Source organism: Rothia endophytica (assembly GCF_928381505.1).
In the GTDB taxonomy this organism is placed as follows: Bacteria; Actinomycetota; Actinomycetes; order Actinomycetales; family Micrococcaceae; genus Rothia; species Rothia endophytica_A.
The window spans coordinates 223,221-243,421 of sequence record NZ_CAKMSJ010000002.1 but is presented as its reverse complement, the minus strand read 5'-3'; the positions used below and the strand labels follow the sequence as shown (position 1 = coordinate 243,421).

Here is a 20,201-nt window from a genome sequence, read left to right as displayed (position 1 = left end):
GAGACTCCTGACCTAACCATAAATGTATGCGGCTTGGTCAGGAGTCTTTAGCTACTGCTTCCCCGCCTTATTCATTATTTTCTCTTCTAAGCTCAAGTAAGGTTTCGACCAGCCCATATGTAGACGCTCAGACTCTTGGATAAGAAGTATCGTGAACGAGGGCTGTGGACGGTCTCAGGGTATGAGAGAAAAACATGTCACAGTTCAGTTTATTCTCTGAAAACCGCTGTGGATGAGGTGCTTTGTTGGCCGTGGCACTTTTCCGCCAGTAATACTGGTGTACACAAGAAGCCCAGTTTCGGGCAGACCTAAACCCCGGAGAAAAAAGCATGTTCTGTTCTACCGCACCCAAAATTATCCCCGCGTTTGCTGCTTTTGCACTGCTGCTCAGCGGCTGCGGGATGCTCAACTTGCCCCCGGCCTCCATCGAAACTAACGCCGAGGAGACGCCGGTAACCAGCTCCTCACCCACCTCAGGGTCGCCTCCCTCATCAACTGCTGCAACAGAACCAACCCACAACACTTCTCACCATGAGGATAGCGTCTACACTCCGGCAACGAATAAGGCTCCAGCGCAGAACCCACCAAAACCCAAAATCTACGATGAATCCACCGATTTAACTGCCCGGGGCCTCAGCTACGCCACGATGGATTGGATGGTCAGCCACAACTACGCCGTAACCACCGGTGATAGCGCGGTAGCCAGAGCAGCTATTGATAGCAAGACACTGCCAGCCTTCGTAGAAATGTATGACACCTACGATGAGGTCTATCGGCAGGACAGCTGGATTGTAGGGGGGATTATGTATCTCGAACCTGCCCCAAAAAGTTTTGCTGAAACCGAGCGACCCGGTGTCTACAGCATGAACGTTCGCTACGGCCGTGAGTGCGGATCCTGGACAATTGACCACACCGAAACATACGAATGTACGGAAGGCTCCAGGGGTATACCAGCGACTATCTTTGCACGTTTCACCGGTGAGCGATGGATAATTGAGGACCTGCTCTTCGCCCCAGCCTAGCTCCTCACGAAGCGCTCTTCTGGCCTTCCTGCAGGGAGGCCAGAAGCTCGTCTACAAAAGAGGCTTCCTCCAAAAGCCCCGCAGAGACATAGAATTTTTTAGCCTGAAACAGGTGGTCACCAGCCTGATCGGTGTTACCTAGTTGAGCCTGCACTAGGCCAGCTGCTGGTGGGTGTCCCCCAGCAGTTCTTGATCCTCCAGCTCCTCCGCACTGTGGCATGCTTGGGTGAGATAAAGCAGAGCAGTTTCTGTGTCCCCTTGAGCTGCTAACCCCTGAGCCATAGACAGACGTGTCTGAATCATCTGGTCGGTTTTATGCTCTGCCTCGTAGAGATTATAGGCAGCCGCCAGCATCTCCTGCGCTTTATCCTCAGCCCCTTCAGCCCGGTCAAGGCCAGCGATACAGGTCAGGTTGTGGGCCGCGTCCAGCGTCCGCCCGCTCCCCTCATAGCCGTAAAGCCCCTGCACATACCAGATGCGCGCAGCAACCAGTTGCCCCATCTGGGCGTAAATTGACCCGACCTCCGTGGCAAAATCTGCCACCTGCTCAGCGTCAGGTTTAGTATCAATCAGGACGCCGTGCGCACGCTTGACCTGGTCAAGGGCAGTCCCAAGATGACCTAAGTCCCTGTTAGTTTCTGAAGCTACCTTCAGAGCGATAATCAACCCGTAGCTCTCCCCCGCCCCTTCAAACCCTGCAATCGCAGTTTCCAGATGGGTCAGGGCCTCTGCCAGTTGTCTAGCTTCAATGAGCTCCTGGGCTGCGGCGAGCGCACTGTCTGCTTGCTCTAAAGCGATATTCATAGTCACTGTGTTTTCGGTTCTTGCCACGCGAGGCGGTTAATGGCTGACAGTTGGTTGAGGCGGCGGTGTTAGTGGCGGTGGGCGGACGCGGCAGCTTGGCGCAAACCTGCAATAGCTGCTTCTACATCATCGGTTCCATAGACCGATGAACCGGCAACAAAACAGGTAGCCCCAGCCTCTGCCGCACGCACAATGGTTTCCTCGGTAATGCCGCCATCCACTTGCACGATTACCGGGATATCAGAGCCTTCAAGAGCTTCAGTAACACGGCGTATCTTGGGCAGGGTGACATCTAGGAACTTTTGGCCGCCGAAGCCAGGCTCAACGGTCATTATCAGAAGCATGTCTAGCTCGGTCAGCATATCCAGGTAGGGTTCAACGGCCGTGGCAGGCCTCAGTGCCATACCCGCTTTAGCACCGCTCTCACGCAGGGTACGGGCCAGTTTGATGGGTGCAATGGCAGCCTCAGCGTGAAAGGTTACCGACTCACACCCCACCTCAGCGTAATCCGGCGCCCAGCGGTCAGCGTCCTCAATCATCAGGTGCACATCAAAAGGCACCGGGGAAACTTCTTTAAGCCGCTTAACCACCGGCAAGCCCCAGGTCAGGTTGGGGACGAAGTGGCCGTCCATGACATCAATGTGGGCGGCGTCAGCTGTTGAAATCGCAGCCAGCTCCTCACCCAGCCGAGAGAAATCTGCACTCAGAATGGAGGGGTTGATGTGGCAGGTCATGTGGTGCTCCCTTAAACTAGCGGCCGGTCTTCTCTCCATCTTATCGGCTAGAGCAGCGCTGAACATAAGCGCCGTCACAGGTCATATAACTGTATTACAGGGCCCTACCCCCGCGGCGAGCGGTAAACTCTTAGGGTCTTTTACACACAACAAAGGTTTCTCATGAACGCAGTTTTGCTTGCGGTAATCATTATGCTGGCGCTTTCAGCAGCGCGCGTGCACGTGGTCCTGGCGCTCTTTATCGGGGCTCTGGTGGGCGGTCTAGCCGGAGGCCTGGGCTTGGATGGCACCATGGTTGCCTACCAAGATGGCCTCTCTGGCGGCGCCATGTTAGCCCTCTCCTACGCTCTGCTGGGTGCGTTCGCAATGGCTGTCTCTAGTTCTGGTCTGCCTCAGCTCCTTGCTAACGGCATCATCAGCAAAGTCGGTAGCGAGTCAAACGAGGCTAACGCCCGTATCGAGTTCACCGTGCGCTGGCTACTATTGGCCGGCATTCTTGCTATGGCGATTATGAGCCAGAACCTAATCCCCGTTCACATTGCCTTTATCCCGCTGATCATTCCGCCGCTGTTTGCTGTATTCAACCGACTGAAAGTTGACCGCCGCCTCATCGCATGCGTGCTGACTTTTGGCCTGGTCACCACTTACATGTTCATCCCGGTCGGCTTTGGTTCAATCTTCCTCAACGATATTCTGCTCGGCAACATCGAGCTCGCCGGCATGAGCGTGGCCGGTATCAACGTCATGAAAGCAATGGGCATCCCCGCCTTGGGCATGGTCATGGGTCTGCTCATCGCGGTCTTCTTCACCTACCGCAAGCCCCGCGATTATCGTTCAATTGACCTTGCCCCCACCGACTATGAGACTAAAGAGCCCTCCCGCTTCAACGTCATCGTGGCTATCATCGCTATTATCGCTACCTTTGCGGTGCAGGTCGTCATGCAGAGCATGGGCACCGAGGCCAACTCCCTGCTAGTTGGTGCCCTCGTGGGCCTCATGATTTTCATGCTGACCGGTGCCGTCAAGTGGCGTGAAGCTGACGACGTGTTCACTGCCGGTATGCGCATGATGGCGCTCATTGGCTTCATCATGATTTCAGCCCAGGGTTTCGCAGCGGTCATGGACGCAACCGGTGCCGTGGACCCCCTGGTGACCGTGGTAGCTGACCTCTTTGCAGGAAACAAGGGCGCAGCGGCAATAGCGATGCTAGTGGTTGGTCTTATCGTCACCATGGGTATCGGTTCTTCCTTCTCCACGCTGCCCATCATTGCCACTATCTACGTGCCCCTCTGCCTGGCGCTGGGTTTCTCCCCTCTAGCAACAGTTTCCATCATCGGCACCGCTGGCGCTCTAGGTGATGCCGGGTCCCCTGCGTCCGATTCAACGCTGGGCCCCACCGCGGGTCTGAACGTGGATGGTCAGCACGACCACATCCGCGACTCAGTGATTCCCACCTTCCTGCACTTCAACCTGCCCCTGCTGGCGGCAGGCTGGGTAGCGGCCATGGTGCTCTAGCCAGCCAATAGGAAGACAAAAAAATAACTCCCGGCAGAGCATGCCGGGAGTTTTTATATGCTTCAGCGCGGACTTAACCACCAGGAAAATAGCGGACGGTGCAGTGCGCGGCAAAGCTGGCTCGGGGCTGGCGTGAATCGCCCTAATGAGCGAAGCGAACCGGGCGAGAGAGTCAGCTTGCCGCCGCTGTGAACATCCGCTGTAGTAAATCCTAGTGAATAGCCGGTAAGTTCTCGCTACTTCTTGCGGAAGAGGGCGAAGAACATAGCGTCCGTGCCGTGCACGTGAGGCCAGAGCTGGCCGGTCGTGGCGGCCGGGTTCTTATCATCCGGGGTGAAGCATGGGTCCAGGTCACCGGTCAGGACGCTGGCGCCCGCTTCATCTTTGAGGGCAGCTGCTCGCAGGGCGGCCGCTGAATCAAGCAGTTCAACCTGGCCGGTCCGCAGAATATCGTGCACGATGTTCTGGGTTTCGGCCATGTGCGGTGAGCAGGTTACGTAGGCAATGAGACCGCCGGAGCGGGTGACTGAGGCGGCAGCTTTGAAGAGGTCCAGTTGTAGGGGCAGCAACTCGGCGATATCTCGCGGGGTTTTACGCCAGCGAGCCTCGGGGCGGCGGCGCAGGGCGCCCAGACCCGAGCACGGAACATCCACCATCACGCGGTCAAAGAACTGACCAGCTGCAGTCTTTTCAATTTGGCGGCCGTCACCGGTCACCACGCGGTAGGAGCCAGCGGGCAAGGGCTGCAGTGACTGCTCTACCAGGCGGGCACGGTGTTCAGCTGACTCATTAGCCAGTAGGCGGGCACCGCGTTGAGCGCCCAGGGCGCCCAGCAGGGCGGCCTTGCCACCGGGGCCGGCACATAGATCAAGCCAGTTGGAGTCTTCCCCCTGAAGCTCAGCCTCAGCCAGAGCACGGGCTACCAGCTGGGAGCCGGCATCCTGGGCGCGGACGGTACCTTCGCGTACTGAATCTAGGCGGGCAAGGTCGCCTGATGAATAAAGAGCAGAACCGGCTACCAGGGTGCCGTCTTCAGCACCCTTGGAGCGGGCCTCCTCCAGAGACCCCAGACCGGGAAGTTCCACCAGGTTGACCGTGGGGGCCGCGTTATCAGCGTCCAACAAAGCCTCAATTTCGGCGGGCTTCCTGCCGTGGGCAGCCAATGACTGACGGAAAGCGCGCACAATCCAGGCAGGGTGGGACTTATCTAACGCCATGCGCTGAAGATCATCGGTGGCCTCATCACTGATGAGCTGATGCCACTCTTCGGGGCTTCGTTCGGAGACCCGGCGTAGCACCGCGTTGACAAAGTTAGCGGGGCCGGTGCCGATCTCGGCGCGGGCCAGGGCTACGGTCTGGTTGAGGGCGGCGTGATCGGGCACGCGCATAGCCAGCAGCTGGTGGACGCCCAGACGCAGAACCAGCAGAATCTTGGTGCCAATTCTGGCTACTTCACGGTCCACGCAGTGCGCCAGGATGGCATCATAGGTGCCCTGGTTGCGCAGGGTGCCGTAGGTCAGTTCGGTAGCGAAACCGGCGTCGCGCTGGTCCAGGCGGTAGGCGCGTATGGTTTTGGGGAGAACCAGGTTAGCGTAGGCATCCTCAGTAGCTACAGCTACCAGCACCTCAAAAGCTGCGGTACGGGCAGCATCACTGCTGCGGGCACGCTGGGAAGGGGCTGAGGCGCTGAAGTCACGCTCGTGCTGACCGCGACGGTTGCGCTCACGACCCTGGGCATTACGGCGGGTTTCTCCCCCGCCATCTCGCCTAAATTCCTGACGCTCACCGCGGTTATCTCGCTTGCCGCCGCGGGAATCCGGGCGGCCCTCGCCACCGCGTCGGTTACCGCCGCGGGCGCCAAAGCCACCTCGGCTCTGGTGGTTGCGGCTGCCGCCGCCTGCGTTCATGCTCATGCCAGCACTACTTTCTGTTCGGTGAGTACTGAGCCAAGGCCTCGTGCCCAGTCAGCTGCGTTCATCATTTTCTTGCCCGAAGGCTGTACCTGCGTTAGTTCAAGGCTGCCATCTGCACAGGTGACCACAGGTTTTTTGGCGACCAGGCGGACGGTACCGGGCGCACCCTCTGCCGGGGCGTCGCTGGGCAGCAGTAGGCCAAGCTTCAAGCGGGCACCAGCGTATTCACACCAGGCACCGGGTTCGGGGGTTACGCCTCGCACCTGTGCAATAATGTCTGCCCGGTTGCGAGTGAAGTCTACTTTGCCGTCTTCAATGGTGAGCTTGGCGGCGTGGGTGGGTTCACCGGTCTGCGGTGTTCCCGTTGCACCGGATGCAATGTCAGCAAAGGTTGAAGCAAGCAGGGCACCGCCAGTGGACGCCAGTTTCTCTAGCATGCTGCCAGCACTATCTTCAGGCCCCACCAGTGCCGATTCGGCGGCGAAAACAGGGCCGGTATCCAGCCCGGTTTCGATACGGAAGGTGTTAGAGAAAATCTCGGTCTCCCCCGCCATCAGAGCCCGCTGCACCGGTGCAGCACCACGCCAAGCAGGCAGTGCTGAGAAATGCAGGTTGATCCAGCCGTGAGGCAGGAGATCAAGAGCACGGGCGGGCAGAATAGCACCATAGGCGACGACCGCCGCGATATCGGCACCAACCGACGCAACAGCGTCCTGGGTTTCATCATCCCAGCGGTTGGCCTTAATGACAGGAATGCCCAGCTCGGTCGCGCGGGCGGCAACGGGTGAGGGGGTGAGCACCCGCTTACGCCCTACCGGGGCGTCCTGGCGGGTCAGTACGGCTACGACCTCGTAGCCTGCCTCCAGCAGACCATCGAGCGGGGCGACCGCAATTTGCGGGGTTCCAGCGTAAATAACTTTCATGGTTTTCCCTGCCTCTGTCTAGATACCGAAAGAACCGGGTTTAGTGCTGCCGGTCTGCTTGGTTCCTGGCTGAGCTGTGCCAAAAGAACCACCGGTTGCTCCGAAGACGGAGCTTAAGTGAGCGGCGCGCTCCCCCTGCACGGCAGCGGCGACGTCGTTGTAGTTGTTCTGGCGGATTTTGCGCCAGACTTTTTTCTTATCTTCACCCACCAGTCGGTCGATGAACATGGTGCCGCCCAGGTGGTCGGTTTCGTGCTGAAGCATGCGGGCAAACAAGCCCTCACCTTCGTAACCCACCGGTTCGCCGTAGCAGTCCACGCCAGTCACCCGCGCCCAGTTTTTACGGGGTGTCTCGGCAGATACGCCGGGTACCGACAGGCACCCTTCACCGCCTTCTTGCGGCTCTTCCCCGGTCTCTAACACCGGGTTGATAATGTGCCCCTCGCGGTCGTCAATGCCGCCAAAGGTAAAGATGCGCCTAGAAACACCAACCTGGGGGCCAGCCAGGCCTACCCCTCCCACGTCGTACATGGTTTCGAGCATGTCAGCAATCAGCTTCTCTAGGTCAGCGTCAAAGACGGTGACCTCATCGCAGGCGGTGCGCAGCACCGGGTCGCCAACGGTTCGAATGGACAGGATGGTCATGGGGCTCTTTTCTCTTATCTAGGGGTTCAGGGGCCGGGGTTAGGACGCCGCGGCGTCCGGGGTGTCTTCAAGCTGGCTTGCAGCGGCTTGGGCTGCTGCTGCCAGCTCTTCGGGGGTGGGCGGTGGAATGACCGGCATCAGCGCCTCATGGTCGGCGTCGGTCAGCTCCCGATTGTAGTCCCACACACGCTTGAGAGCGCAAAACTTGAACCAGTTGCTCTTGAGCAGGTGGGGGTTAGCTTGCTGGGGCACCACCTGGGTTTCGCCCAGCGCAACGCCCATGAGGATGGGGGCCTCACCGTGTTTCCAGGGCTCCCAATCACCCTGATCGGCATCGACCAGCGCTTCTTCAGCTTTGAGACCGGCGACCAGCTGCATGACTACCTTGTCATCCAGAGGTTTCACCCGGCCCTTGCGGTCCGTGCCCTTGGTTTTGTAGTCGATGATGCAGGTGTGCCCAGCAATCTCAGCAACCAAATCTAGGGTGCCGGCGTAACCTACGGTCTCATTCCAAATAGTTACTTCGGTGGCCAGGGGCTTGGGGCGGTACAGCTCCCACCACTCGTCAAAACGGTCAGCAAAAGCCTGCTCCCCGTGAGCAATGAGGTTCTCGCGATGCCCCTCTACTTCGTGGGGCTGCCCCATGGCTCGCAGGGCAACTTGTTCGGCATAGTTGTGCACGCGGTCCCCGCGGGCTGCCGCGGCATCCCTAAAGCGTTCGGAGGCTGAGGCGGCATCCCTAATGACCGCGAACTTAAGGCCAGCTGAACTGCTGGCCCTGTAGGAGCGCTGGTCTTCCAGCGCCGCCTTAGCAGCCATATAGCCGTGCCAACCACTCAGGTCGTTGGCTTGCTGCCCAATCACCGTAGTAATCGAAGGAACCAGTAGCTCACCGCCCACTTCGCGCGCGTACATGCGACCGTAATCGGTGGCGCTAGCGAGCATAGGAGTGGTCATGGTGTCCTGACAGGTTGGGAGCCGCGCCGGTTGGCGCTCTATCGATTATACGCGGCGCGCTCGCACTTGCTAAGGGGGTGGCAGGGTTAGCTCAGCTACTCCCCTAACATCATAATAGCGGGCATATGCTATACCATCTCTGGTTGGCTCAATCAAAGTACATCATGTTCCTACTCAGCAAGGGAGGCTATCTTTTTTAGCACAAGCCGTCCTGCCTGAGTAGAAGTAGCTATATCCAGGGCTTGGAGCTTGATGTTGCGTTGGTCTAAATCCCGAGCTGTTCGCAAGGTATCTAACGTTGTTCTACCTAAGCAATCAAATCGAGTCACGACAATAGTGTCGCCATCCCGCGCGAAATATAAGTGCATCAATAAGGCCCGGACGTTAAGCCTTAAACCCGGAAGCAACATCTTTACAGAAGCATTCACACCCGTAATCCATCAGAGTCTTCTCCTGACTATCAAGAAGTTCTACTGGTTCACGGGTGGATATGCGACAGTAGCCTATTTTCATCTGGAGCTTTCTGGGTCAAGAGGCAAATACTCATTACCCAGAACACTATAGAAAATTACCCAAAGACCTACAGTCGCCAATCCTAGGTGAATAGCGGGTCCCATCATCCATGAAAACCACCAGTCCCCTACATTTTCGAAAGATGCCCAGATGCTACCGCCCTTTTGAAGCCAGCATCTGATAAAAGCTATGGCTACAGGTATTAAGGTGAGACCTAAATAGCTGAGATATGTGCCCCATAGATTTCCTGATATTTGCACAGAGCACAACAAAAGAAGCGTTACAAAAGTCAGTATGTACAGATTCCCTCTATTAATAAACGTTCCATGAATAACGATTATGATTGCTGCAATACAAACCAAAGCCCATGCTGTACCTTCAGCATTACCATTGCGCATAGCGGCTGAAGCAACTGTCAGCCAGGTGGGGCTTGCTCCAAAAAAACTATTTAACAGCCAATCAAGCCAGTTGAGAGGAGCTATGGACCTGCCAAAAAGAACCCATAAATAGGTGTAGAGCAGGACTAATATATTTATACCTCGCCCAAAAATAGTGCCCATTAGTGCATTGCTCACACCTGCCAAAGTCTCATCAATAGCCTTGATTAAATCTCCTTAAATTTTTAGAGGTCAGATTTACGAGGACAATACCCAGAGCCTTGGCACATATAAAATTTTGTCTTCAGAGCCGGTCGTTTACGATATAGCTTGAGTTTCATGCCGAACTGCTCTATCCAACGGCGTCGATCCTGTATCAAAACAGGTGTCAACTCCGTCTTGATACAGCCCCAACGCTCCTTCAAATTCCATCATATTCTCATAGTATATGTATTCTATAAATAATAGAACATATATACTATCGTTTCGCTATGTAAATACACATAATCACCAAGCGCGCAAGCACCACCTCGGTGGTGCTCAAAGCCCCAGAAACCCGTCTACCAGCTGGCTCCCCCCCCCAGCGCAAGACTGCTCACCAAGACTGCTCAGCCGTTAACATAGACCTCAACGACATCCTCTTCCAAGACCGCGTAGCCACCTACATCCTTCGCGTCACCCGAACATCCATGATCGACGCTGGGATAATCGTCAGCGATTTGGTTCCAGCGGGTATCTTTACACCTTCAGATGGTTTGACCTATACCCTTATGAGTCGTGATGTTGCCGGGGTATTAGTCTAGGCGCAAAATAAATGCGGAGCTGGTTTACTGAGCTTGGAGCTAACTGGCTTCAGTGCCCCACCTGATTAGTAAATACGTCGTGATACGCTCTCACCAAGCGGCGGTGTGTCAGGATGAGCTATACCTGAATGTATAGAAACTAGGCACAGCATCTCATGTCGTGCTTTAATTAGAGTCATGTCTACAACAAAAACCACTTGGTTCATCACCGGCGCAAGTAGCGGCTTGGGTCTTGCCTTGACCCAGCGGGTGCTGGCAGCTGGTGATCGCGTTATGGCCACGAGTCGCAGTGGTGACCTCCCCCTGCATCACCCCTCACTGACTGTATTGCGGTTGAATCCGGCAGACCGAGAAGACTGCCAACGGGCTGTGCACGCAGCGCACGCAGCCGCGGGTCGACTCGACGTCTTAGTGAACAACGCGGGCTATGGTCTCGTCGGTGCTATCGAGGAAGTTAGCGAGAAGCAGGTGAGGGCAATCCTTGACGTCGATCTTCTCGGCCCCTTGTGGCTCACGCAGGCAGCGCTTCCGCTGATGCGTGCCCAGGGCGGCGGTCACATTGTGCAAATCTCGTCAACAGGCGGAGTCGGGGCCATGCCCCTACTCGGTACCTACAATGCTGCGAAGTGGGGCCTCGAGGGCTTTACCGAGGCATTGGCAGGTGAGGTTCGCTCCCAGGGTGTGCGAGTCACTCTCGTCGAGGTCGGCTCTATGGATACCTGCTGGGCAACCACCGGGATGCAGTTCAGCACGCCGATCCCCGCCTATGACGAGTTACGCGAACAGCTCTTTGGTACCGCCGTTGTACCCTGGCCAAACGAGCCTGGTGCCACGGGCGGTGGGTCGTCGCCGGAGGTCATAGCCGAGGGTATTTTCAATCACGTCGTTGCGCAAGAGGGTCCCCTGCGTTTAGTCCTTGGCGAAGACTCTGTCGACCAGATTCGCATGGTTCTTGATCAACGCCAACAGGATTATAGGCGACAGCCAGGGTTCCAGACCACGAACTAATCCGCTGCACCCTCAAATATTCGCCGTCTGCCCTTAGTCAGGCACGATGTCCCTCGATGCCGTGCCACTCAGGGTTTCAAGGTGCGACACGTGGTGGTCTCAAAGTAGACAATCTAGCGTCGATATCCTTTTGCGGTCTTATCGAGCGTCTATTTAGCCACGCCAACGCCTCTCTGACGACTCTCCGCCCTTGTAGCGGCCGTCTCAGCGCTCTACCGGCGGCCAGGAGACTTATAAATGGGCCACGACCTCGCTGGTTGACATGCCCTAAACGTCTTTGCGCACCTGCCTCTTGAGATTTCCATCCACCAGATGGTTCCGACAGACAGGGATATACGCATCTGACCGTTCAACTTCGCCTAGTTCTCGAATAATGGTTTTCTTCATTCAGAACTTCTTCAATGTTCTATAGTCCACATGTACTGAGCTTATATCGTGTTCTCGTAAAGTTTCTGGCTGGGCTGTGAACTTTTCTGGTTCAAACAAAACAAGATTGTGCCCCTCGGCAAGAGCACTAGAATAAGCTACCCCATCAAATCCTTTTCTTTTTAGGAGTTCACAGAGATACTGGGTCGGAACATACCTGTAAGGTGCAGCATCTGGACGCACCGGACGTGAGAACTCATCAGCAATCTCCCGTACCATTTCTTGAAAATCTCTAGCCCTCAAAATTGGGGTAGATTCAAGATAATCAAATGGGGAAAATAACGAGGCAACCTGAACAAGATCTGCAATTTTCAAGCCCTCATTTTCCACCGTATCTATCTGAAAACTGGCAGTTACGACTTTCTGTCCAGGGTGAGGACGGACTTCCGCTATCGCCGTTGACTTTTCAGAAGCAATATAGAGATAAGGAATACCAGCAGGGTTCAGCCTTCCATGGCCTGCTTTCTCACGAGGAGGCGCACCTAAGTCCTTGGGTTCAAACGATTCTTCAGAATCATGAATCCGTGCACGATAGTAATTTTCGGCTACTGATGCCTCTTCTAATCTGCTCAGGTAATTTACGACTTCTTCAAAGAGGCTGACATCACTTCCGAAAGCCCCAGGCGGCCATCGGTTTCGATGCTGTATCTCCTCTTTATGCTCTCTCCATCGCTCTGAATTCTTCTCATCCTCTAAAGAATCAGGTAACAGGTTCGCTAACACATCAAATGTATCGCCAGAAACAATATCCTGTAAGAGCAGATTAGCCTGCGAAGTATAAAGAGTAGATAATAGCCCCCAGTCTGATTTCAGCCAGGACAGCAAGGGCTTTCCCTCAGCTTTTTCAGTAGGCCGATAGATGACACGTGCCCATTCAAAATAATCGGGTAGTTGATCAACACCTACCAACTTTTAGTTGGTTGAATCACAGCAACAACAAGCCTTGCTTGAAAAAGACCAGGTATTGGGGTCCAACACTTTGAACAGGTCATCACCTAGACAGAGGTTACAATATTGGTTACCCATTGGCAGTATTACTTACCTGAAAGGTAGGAATCTACCAGCTCTATGTGGTGCTGAATTGATAGTTTTTTTACGAACCCCAGGCCGGGGAAGTGTCCTCTGGTATGAAGGTCCCGGAACTCCGCTACCGCTTTTCCTTCATAAATCAAGACAGGATGCTTGTCTAGAAAAGTGATCATCTTATCCAACGCCTCAGAGAATTTATTACCGGGGTCAGCGAAGGTCTCATTTGAATCCGAGACAAAATGTCGAACAAACATCACATCATCTTGCGCGGGGTCAATATAGGTCAGATGCAACGCAACAGCGTAAGCCGGTCCACCAGATTCTCTGTATCCTGAACCCACAATTTGATAGTCGCCAAATCCAGATAGTTTAAGATCTTCGTAAACTACATGGAGATCAGTGAAGAGATCTTTATCCTTATAGTCTTTATTGCGTTCCTCTGAGATAAACCCGTCCTGGAGAAGAATCCACTGAGAGTCACTAAATTTTCTACGATAGAGGGTAGAAGTGTTTTCATCTTCAAAAAGATGTACAACCTGTGAGTTTTGAGCAGACAATGAAACTAGCTTTGATAGCGCCTGGGCATCTTCAACTGCTGAGTCATGTAGAAAATATAGAGGGCGGGAGTCTTCACTAGAGACGCTATACCTGTAGCTCTCAATATCGTCTGCATTCGTTGAACCTCCCACAACTAGAACAGGGTGAATTACTGGATCAGAAGCTGCGAAGTGTTCCTGATATAACGTCGAGAGTGTCTGATCCTCTTGAACTAACTCACCCACACGGGGGTTAACGATAAAACCTGATGAGATGCCTTTGCTCTCTAGAACCTCTAATGTTCTTTGCAATGTAGAAAGATTTGCTCTTACGGGCTCAATGATCGGGAACACTTTATCCGATCTAAGGGTATCGGCTTTGGCAAGGTCACGGATAGCAGCAAGCTCAAATTGCTTGCCCCGGAGAATTGGGTAGTACATCTAAGACCAACTAACAGCTTCGTACAGTGGGGTTTGTATTGCCTTTAGTATATGGTTTTTTTGCGTAGCAGAAGGGTGAGAACGTAAAGCTGCTGCATATAACGATTGAGGTAGCTGAGAGAGATAACTACTCATGGACGCCTGCGAACGAGAACTTCTCACCGTCTTCACCATAGAAGCATGTAGCTGTTCCACAGGAAATTCACTCAGAATCTCAGTATAAACACGTCGCTGCCGAGTATTGGGCACCGTAGGCTTTTCACAGCCTAGGTCATTGAGCATCATCTGAAGTTCAGAAAGTTTTAAAGCATCAAGTATTGCTGGTTTCTCGAGAGTGCTAAGACTTTGTTCTGCTTGACGGATTGTGGATAAAGATAGCTTTTTATTCAGTTCTAGTATGCCGACGTCAGCAGGGAGAATTTTCTCTAATGTCGTAAGGTGCTTTGCATCAGCTACTACTATGACTTTGGCGAAGACTTTTCGATAATCCTCTACTTGTATAGGTAGTCGAGCGAGTGAATCGCGATCGGATTTTATTTCATAAGCAGTGGAAGTTCCGTTGAAGATAACGGTGTCTGCTTTGGAACGTAGCGCTCGCATTTCCTGGACGAGTACAGCTGTATTCAGTGAGTGGCGGCCGAGAAGGATCTTTTCGGCGATGGTGTTTTTATAGATGTATTCGTTGCGTGTGCCGGGTTGGGCGAGTAAAGAGAAAGCTTGATCGAATGCTTTTCCGACGGAGAACTGGGTATCGAATTTTTCTCGGTAAGCTTCTGACGAGACAATCTTGGAGAAAAAAGCAGATTTCTGGTGCTTAGCAAAATCCGTAAAAATCGTGGGTGAGAAGATGCGCTCCAGGAGAAGAGCATCTTGGGTAAACATTTGGGCACCTTCCGAAGACTGTTTCATTGCATAGGGAATCAACTGACTAGCGTAATAGTGGCATTTTTGTTCTAAAAAAAACAAGCTAGTCATGCTCAACTATAAGTATCATCTTTCTTTAACACTACCTACTCAGGATATATGATAATCGCAACCTGCTGATTGCGGCGGGAAATCGGAAGTCTACAGCAGACTTCGTGAATACCCCGGCCATCCATACGCTAAGTCATTAGATTTCCTCTTATCTGCTGATGTAACTCCCAACATCAGCCGCGGACCAGGAACAACAACGTATCCGGGCTGATCTTTTTAAAGATCCATGACTTGGACCTGACCCCTGTTTGGTAGACACCCGACAACCCGGCTTTCTGCCGGGGAAGAAAGGTAACCTGCCACCATGCCCAGCAAGACCTACACCGAGGAATTCCGCCACGACGCGGTCGCCCTCTACGAGAATTCCCCCGGCGTATCGATCAACGCCCTCGCCACCGAACTCGGCGTCAACCGCAACACCCTCCAGATCTGGGTCCGCAAATACGGCACCGGCGCCCGCACCACCACCAGCACCGAGGCCGCCTCGTAGACCCCGACATCGGTGACCGATGCCGAACGTATCCGCCAGCTGGAACGGGAAAACGCCCGACTGAAGGAAGAGCGCGACATCCTGCGCAAGGCCGCGAAATATTTTGCGGAAGAGACGACCTGGTGATCCGCTTCCAGTTCGTTGACGACGCCAAGAACAGCCATTCGGTCAAGCGGTTATGTGAGGTTCTGAAACTCAACCGGTCCTCGTATTACAAATGGAGAAACACCTCCTCCGCCAGGACACAACGCCTGCTCAGCGACGCGATCCTCGGCGCACGGGTCAAGGCCGTGTTCGCCGCAGAACGCGGCTGCTACGGCTCCAAACGCATCACGGCGCAACTCAACGACGACTCGCCCGGCAGTCCGGTCAATCACAAGAAAGTCGCCCGGATCATGCGCTCGTTGCAACTGGTTGGCTACTCCAAGAAACGCAAGGTCACCACGACTGTCTCGGATGAGAGGAAGCCGGTGTTTCCGGATCTCGTCGGCCGGAGGTTCACCGCCCCGGCACCGAACCAGGTCTACGTCGGCGATATCACGTACCTGCCGATCGCGGACGGGTCGAATATGTACCTGGCCACGGTCATCGACTGTTTCTCCCGCCGGCTGGTCGGCTTCGCGATTGCCGATCACATGCGTTCTTCCCTGGTCCAGGACGCCCTGGTGATGGCCAAGGGCCAGCGCGGAAGTCTCGACGACGCAATTTTTCACTCGGACCATGGCAGTGTCTACACTTCCCATGCGTTCCAGGACACGTGTACGCAGCTGGGGATCCGGCAGTCGATGGGCGCGATCGGCAGCAGCGCTGATAACGCCCTGGCGGAGTCCTTCAACGCCGCGTTGAAGCGTGAGGTCCTCCAGGACGCAAAGACGTTTGCCAATCAGTTGCAGTGCCGGCGAGTTGTTTTCCGCTGGTGTACCCGCTACAACACCACGCGTCGGCATTCCTGGTGCGGGTATCTCGCTCCAGCAGTGTTTGAGGAGCAATGTCCTGTTACGCTGAGATCTGCTTCCTGATCACATCCCCCGTGTCTACTTTCCGGGGGTCGGGCCCCCTCCAGCCGGTCGGTGAACTTGGCGGCATGTTGCCAGAACACTTGGTCGATAACGTAGTCGAGATCAAGGCAGATCGTTGTCACGGTCACGAAGCCTTCCGGTTCATAGCCGAACATGGCATTTGACCCCAATGTGATGACGTCTCCAACGTTCGCCTGTTGCACACCCAGCTCGTTGTGCAACAGAACCGATCCGGCACGCACGAAGATCAGCCTCGCGCAGTCTTCTGCGGAGATCGGGCCAGCGGTACGAAAAGTTCGGCTTCGAGCCATTAAAGGCTCGAAGCCGAACGTCCGGGATATTCCCAGAGCCATCGAGGTCAGTCTGCGTCTAGTGGTTGACTGTCCTCGGTCTGGCGCATGCGCCCGGCCAGCAATGCGATCAACGCGAGAGCTGGCGGAATGACTCCCGCAATCACAAAGATGATGGGGATGGGAACCAACAGTGAGAGCGGCCCTGCGATGGCGATTGAGACCGGCATGAACGCGATCGAAACGAAGAAGTCGAGGCTGGCGACTCGGCCGATCATGTCGAGCGGCACCAACCGTTGCAGCAATGTTCCCCACACGACAACGCCAGCCCCGGTGAGTGCACCGACGACAAAGAGCGCGGAGAGCATGAGGATCAAATTGTCGGCAACGCCAATGACCACAAGAGGTAGTGTTCCTCCACCCCAGCACAGGATCATAAACGTCAAGTACCGACGAGGAAGCTTCAACGACGACACGATCAGCGAACCGACAGCCCCACCTATCCCATAGGCGGCCAGAAGGAACCCGAAAGTAGCTTCAGCATCCTCGAATCGGTCGCGGGTGAGGAACGGGAGGAGAACTTCGATCGGGCCTTGGACAATGAGCGCAAGCGAAGACCCGAAGATCAGCGTCCAAAGCAACCAGCGTGTACGAGCCACGTAGGCAACCCCCGCACGAAGGTCACCCCAGACGGTCGGGCGATCCTCGGGAGGAGTGGGCTCAGTGTGTTCGTCACGACGGCTAAGAAACAACGTGATGACGAAAGCAATCGCGTACGAAGCCGCGACGATGACCGCTCCGATAGCGGGGAAGAACATACCGACGATGACTCCACCGAGGGCCGGGCCCAGCCCTTGCCCCATCGATGGACGGAGCGCCCCTTCGAGCCCATTCGCGGCCAGGAGTTGCTCCGGCGGAAGGACCACAGGTAGGTAAGCGCTGTACGCAGGGTAGAAAAAGGCGCTCCCGGCACCCATCGCGAACGAGGCTGCGGCGACGTGCCAAAGTTCGATATTCCCGGTGAGCGACAGGACCGCCACGGCGGTCATGATCGCGGCCGTTGAGCCCTGCACTGTAATGAGAATCCGCCGTTTGGAGAACCGGTCTGCGACAACCCCACCGAGAACGGAGAACGCAAACAGGCCAAGACTCATTCCGGTTGCAACCGCCGACAAGGCAAGTGGGCTGTCATCGAGTGCGAGTACTTGGAAGACCATGACGATCGTCCACATACCGGTCCCGAATACCTCGATGCCGACGGCGGCAAACAGGAGACGGTAATCACGTGATGCCAATGGGCGGAGTGCGCGTAGCTTGATGGTGTTGCTCATACCAGTGCCTCGCCTTCAGCCATCGCCATCAGATGTACATGAGGCCATTGGGCGACATCGCGCAGGAGTTGCCGATCGTGGGTCGACAGTACGACGGCCGCTTGGGTAGCCCCGAGTGCCTCGGTGAGTTCGTCAACGAGCGCGATGGAGAGGTGGTTGGTGGGCTCGTCTAGTAGTAGCACGTGCGGGCGTGCCGCGAGTACGAGCGCCAGATCGAGGCGTCGTTGTTGACCCATCGACAGTTCACCCACTCGTTTGCCTGCCTCGCGCGATCGCAGCAGTCCAAGTTGACCGAGACCGACCGCCTCAGATGATTGAAGCGTTCCTTGACCGACGAGTTCGTCGAGGTGTCGGGCGTATACCTCGTTCGCCCGGCGATCAGGCGGCAGCATCGTCTCCTGACGAAGAAAACCCAAACGCGTGCCACGGGATGTCCGCACTGTTCCCGTATCTGGCAGTAGTTCGCCCGCCGCGATACTCAGGAGCGTCGACTTTCCGGCCCCGTTCGAGCCGGTGACCACGAGCCTGCCGCGGTGCGAGAGTTCGAACGACACTGGCTGCGCTAACCGCCCGGCAAGGCTCACGTTGTCGACGTTTAGTAGCACCGCCCCTTTTCGTGTGGGCAGGTCGGGGAACTGGAATAGCTGCGGTGGTTCAGGTACCGTCACCGCGTGTGCTTCGAGTGCTTCCTGGCGTCGGTGCACGCTCTGCACCAGCCCGCCCGCGCGCGTCGCGCGGCCGTGCTTCGGTGACCCCTTCTCCGGTCGCCAACCCGATACGAGTCGGTTCTGTGCAGCGCTGAGACTGTCCTGCAACCGGGCTTGTTCCTGCTGCTGGCGGTCGTACTCCTGCTCCCAGCGTTCCCGCTCGGCCACGCGCCCTTCTCGGTATCCCGCGTACCCGTTGCCGTAGATGCGGGGGCGATCATCAGGTGTCGGATCGAGGTCGACCACCGTCTCCGCAATGTCAGAGAGCAGCGCGCGATCGTGGCTGACGATGACGACACCACCGTTGCGCGTGCGGAGTTGCATGGTCAAGAAATCAAGTCCGCTGCGGTCGAGGTGATTGGTGGGCTCGTCCAGCAGTAAGAAATCATCTTCAGCCCCCAACAGGCAGGCCAACCGCACTCGATATCGCTGCCCCACAGACAGATCAGCGAGCAACCGCGTCATGTCGGTTTCGGCGTCGAGTGCTTCGAGCGCGATTTGTACCCGGCGCTCGGCATCCCAAGCGTCGAGCGCTTCCGCATCTTCCAAGGCCGCAGCGTACTGCTCTGCGGCCTCGCTACTCCCTTCCGCGAGAGCGGCAGCGGCGTCGTCGAGTGTGGCCAGCGCTGCGAGCGGTTCGGCGATGGCCTCCGCGACGGCCTGCCCAACGGTTCGGTTGTCGGTGGAGTCCATCTCTTGTTCAGCGAGCCCGAGCGTGCCGATGCGCTGGATCGTTCCACTATCAGGTACCAGCGTGCCCGCGAGCGCGTGCAGAAGTGTGGTCTTTCCGCGCCCGTTCTCTCCGACGATCGCCACACGGGACGCGGGAGTGACGACGAGATCGACATGGTTGAGCACCGGGGTTACGCCTCGCATTACGGAGACGTCGGAAGCGGTGAGTTGCGCGCGATGGCGCGCCGGATGACGGTTAGTAGGGGTAAGCATTCAAATCCTTCAGCAAGGCGCACCACGACGAGCCAAACAGCCAGCGGGCACGCAAATGACGGGGACCCTTCCAGGGTCAGAACGAGCGGCCGTCGCTAGCTCGGAGTTGCTCAACGAGCGCGATAGGCCTACTCAACCGTCACAGGAAATACAAATGCATGCTTCCAGTGTACCCCATAAGGTCGGCAACGCTCAATCCCCACCTCCGCAACCAAGCATGTAAATGTCGATAGCAGTGCCGACCTCTCAAAGCAGACTGCGAAGCGACGCAAGCCACCGCTGGCGCGTCTCTTCCGGTGATTGTGACCGGCCCGACACCTCAGTAGCGAGAGAGAGGTAAAGCCCCACGAGAATCTGTGGACGCAAGTCAGATGTGTCGGCGGGGTCTATGCCGAGGCGGCGAACGTAGGCATCGCGCAGCCGGATGCTAAGTGACTCATGGAGGTAGGCGAGTTGGCGCTGAACGCGCGCATCGTCGCCAAGCTGATTGCGAATCGCCTGTCGTCGCCTGTCCAGTTCGGTCGTCGGGATCAAGAAGAGTTGCGCAGTCGCCCAGTCAAGCGTCTCGATCGCTACAACACCACGCGTCGGCATTCCTGGTGCGGGTATCTCGCTCCAGCAGTGTTTGAGGAGCAATGTCCTGTTACGCTGAGATCTGCTTCCTGATCACATCCCCCGTGTCTACTTTCCGGGGGTCGGGCCCCTTTGTTCAAGGAATCTCATTCTAAAGATATTGTAAAACTAGTATCGCTGGCGCACACGTGCCCCGACTGATCCCCTCTTCTGGTTCGTTTCACT

17 protein-coding genes and 1 pseudogene are annotated in these 20,201 nt (G+C 55.9%); 5 read left to right on the top strand and 13 right to left on the bottom strand.

Annotation, left to right across the window (positions count from 1 at the left end; translation table 11 throughout):
* The first annotated feature begins 329 nt into the window (after positions 1-329).
* On the top strand, positions 330-1,022 hold the full coding sequence (locus tag L6990_RS03120) for a DUF6318 family protein (RefSeq protein WP_237202607.1): 693 nt from the start codon (positions 330-332) through the stop codon (positions 1,020-1,022).
* Between the two features lie 153 nt (positions 1,023-1,175).
* Here L6990_RS03120 and L6990_RS03115 read toward each other — a convergent pair whose 3' ends face one another.
* Together L6990_RS03115 and rpe are read right to left on the bottom strand one after the other, a co-directional pair.
* Positions 1,176-1,826, bottom strand: a complete 651-nt coding sequence (locus tag L6990_RS03115; RefSeq protein WP_237202606.1) for a hypothetical protein — start codon at positions 1,824-1,826, stop codon at positions 1,176-1,178.
* A 68-nt stretch (positions 1,827-1,894) separates the two neighbouring features.
* Positions 1,895-2,560: a ribulose-phosphate 3-epimerase gene (gene rpe / locus L6990_RS03110; RefSeq protein ID WP_237202605.1), complete on the bottom strand. Its 666-nt coding sequence runs from the start codon at positions 2,558-2,560 to the stop codon at positions 1,895-1,897.
* Positions 2,561-2,722: 162 nt separating this feature from the next.
* Here rpe and L6990_RS03105 point away from each other — a divergent pair, with 162 nt between their 5' ends.
* On the top strand, positions 2,723-4,075 hold the full coding sequence (locus L6990_RS03105) for a Na+/H+ antiporter family protein (protein WP_237202604.1): 1,353 nt from the start codon (positions 2,723-2,725) through the stop codon (positions 4,073-4,075).
* 236 nt (positions 4,076-4,311) lie between these two features.
* Here L6990_RS03105 and L6990_RS03100 read toward each other — a convergent pair whose 3' ends face one another.
* From L6990_RS03100 to L6990_RS03080, 6 genes are all read right to left on the bottom strand, one after another.
* The gene (locus L6990_RS03100; RefSeq protein WP_237202603.1) at positions 4,312-5,988 is read right to left on the bottom strand and encodes an RsmB/NOP family class I SAM-dependent RNA methyltransferase; all 1,677 of its coding nucleotides are present in this window, start codon (positions 5,986-5,988) and stop codon (positions 4,312-4,314) included.
* A complete protein-coding gene (gene fmt, locus L6990_RS03095; RefSeq protein ID WP_237202602.1) occupies positions 5,985-6,911 on the bottom strand; it encodes a methionyl-tRNA formyltransferase in 927 nt (308 codons plus the stop codon). Before fmt ends, L6990_RS03100 begins: the two co-directional genes overlap by 4 nt.
* Positions 6,912-6,929: 18 nt before the next feature.
* Positions 6,930-7,556 (bottom strand): peptide deformylase, encoded by a 627-nt coding sequence (def, locus tag L6990_RS03090; RefSeq protein ID WP_237202601.1) that lies wholly within the window; start codon positions 7,554-7,556, stop codon positions 6,930-6,932.
* Positions 7,557-7,595: 39 nt separating this feature from the next.
* Entirely contained in the window at positions 7,596-8,513 is a 918-nt protein-coding gene (locus L6990_RS03085) for a cytochrome (RefSeq protein WP_237202600.1), read from the bottom strand.
* 170 nt (positions 8,514-8,683) lie between these two features.
* Positions 8,684-8,881 carry a recombinase family protein gene (locus L6990_RS11990; RefSeq protein WP_353055969.1) on the bottom strand — a complete coding sequence of 66 codons (198 nt, stop codon included), beginning with the start codon at positions 8,879-8,881 and terminating at the stop codon, positions 8,684-8,686.
* 141 nt (positions 8,882-9,022) lie between these two features.
* Entirely contained in the window at positions 9,023-9,586 is a 564-nt protein-coding gene (locus L6990_RS03080; protein ID WP_237202599.1) for a hypothetical protein, read from the bottom strand.
* A gap of 353 nt (positions 9,587-9,939) precedes the next feature.
* On the opposite strand from L6990_RS03080, the gene L6990_RS03075 reads away from it, so the two are divergent.
* Both L6990_RS03075 and L6990_RS03070 read left to right on the top strand, forming a co-directional pair.
* Complete coding sequence (locus L6990_RS03075) at positions 9,940-10,206, top strand: hypothetical protein (RefSeq protein ID WP_237202598.1); 267 nt, start codon at positions 9,940-9,942, stop codon at positions 10,204-10,206.
* Between the two features lie 177 nt (positions 10,207-10,383).
* Positions 10,384-11,214 (top strand): SDR family NAD(P)-dependent oxidoreductase, encoded by an 831-nt coding sequence (locus L6990_RS03070; RefSeq protein ID WP_237202597.1) that lies wholly within the window; start codon positions 10,384-10,386, stop codon positions 11,212-11,214.
* Between the two features lie 387 nt (positions 11,215-11,601).
* Here the strand turns inward: L6990_RS03070 and L6990_RS03065 are convergent, their stop codons facing one another.
* The 3 genes from L6990_RS03065 to L6990_RS03055 form a co-directional block, all read right to left on the bottom strand.
* Complete coding sequence (locus tag L6990_RS03065; RefSeq protein WP_237202596.1) at positions 11,602-12,549, bottom strand: RES family NAD+ phosphorylase; 948 nt, start codon at positions 12,547-12,549, stop codon at positions 11,602-11,604.
* A gap of 125 nt (positions 12,550-12,674) precedes the next feature.
* Positions 12,675-13,646, bottom strand: coding sequence for a sce7725 family protein (locus L6990_RS03060; RefSeq protein WP_237202595.1), 972 nt, complete (start codon positions 13,644-13,646; stop codon positions 12,675-12,677).
* Positions 13,647-14,621, bottom strand: a complete 975-nt coding sequence (locus L6990_RS03055; protein WP_237202594.1) for a sce7726 family protein — start codon at positions 14,619-14,621, stop codon at positions 13,647-13,649.
* Positions 14,622-14,925: 304 nt separating this feature from the next.
* On the opposite strand from L6990_RS03055, the pseudogene L6990_RS03050 reads away from it, so the two are divergent.
* A pseudogene (locus L6990_RS03050) lies at positions 14,926-16,130 on the top strand (IS3 family transposase).
* A gap of 358 nt (positions 16,131-16,488) precedes the next feature.
* On the opposite strand, the gene L6990_RS03045 reads toward L6990_RS03050, so the two are convergent.
* Entirely contained in the window at positions 16,489-17,751 is a 1,263-nt protein-coding gene (locus tag L6990_RS03045; protein ID WP_053544137.1) for an MFS transporter, read from the bottom strand.
* Positions 17,748-19,403, bottom strand: a complete 1,656-nt coding sequence (locus L6990_RS03040) for an ABC-F family ATP-binding cassette domain-containing protein (RefSeq protein ID WP_024355927.1) — start codon at positions 19,401-19,403, stop codon at positions 17,748-17,750. The genes L6990_RS03045 and L6990_RS03040 overlap by 4 nt, the downstream gene beginning before the upstream one ends.
* Between the last annotated feature and the right edge of the window lie 798 nt (positions 19,404-20,201).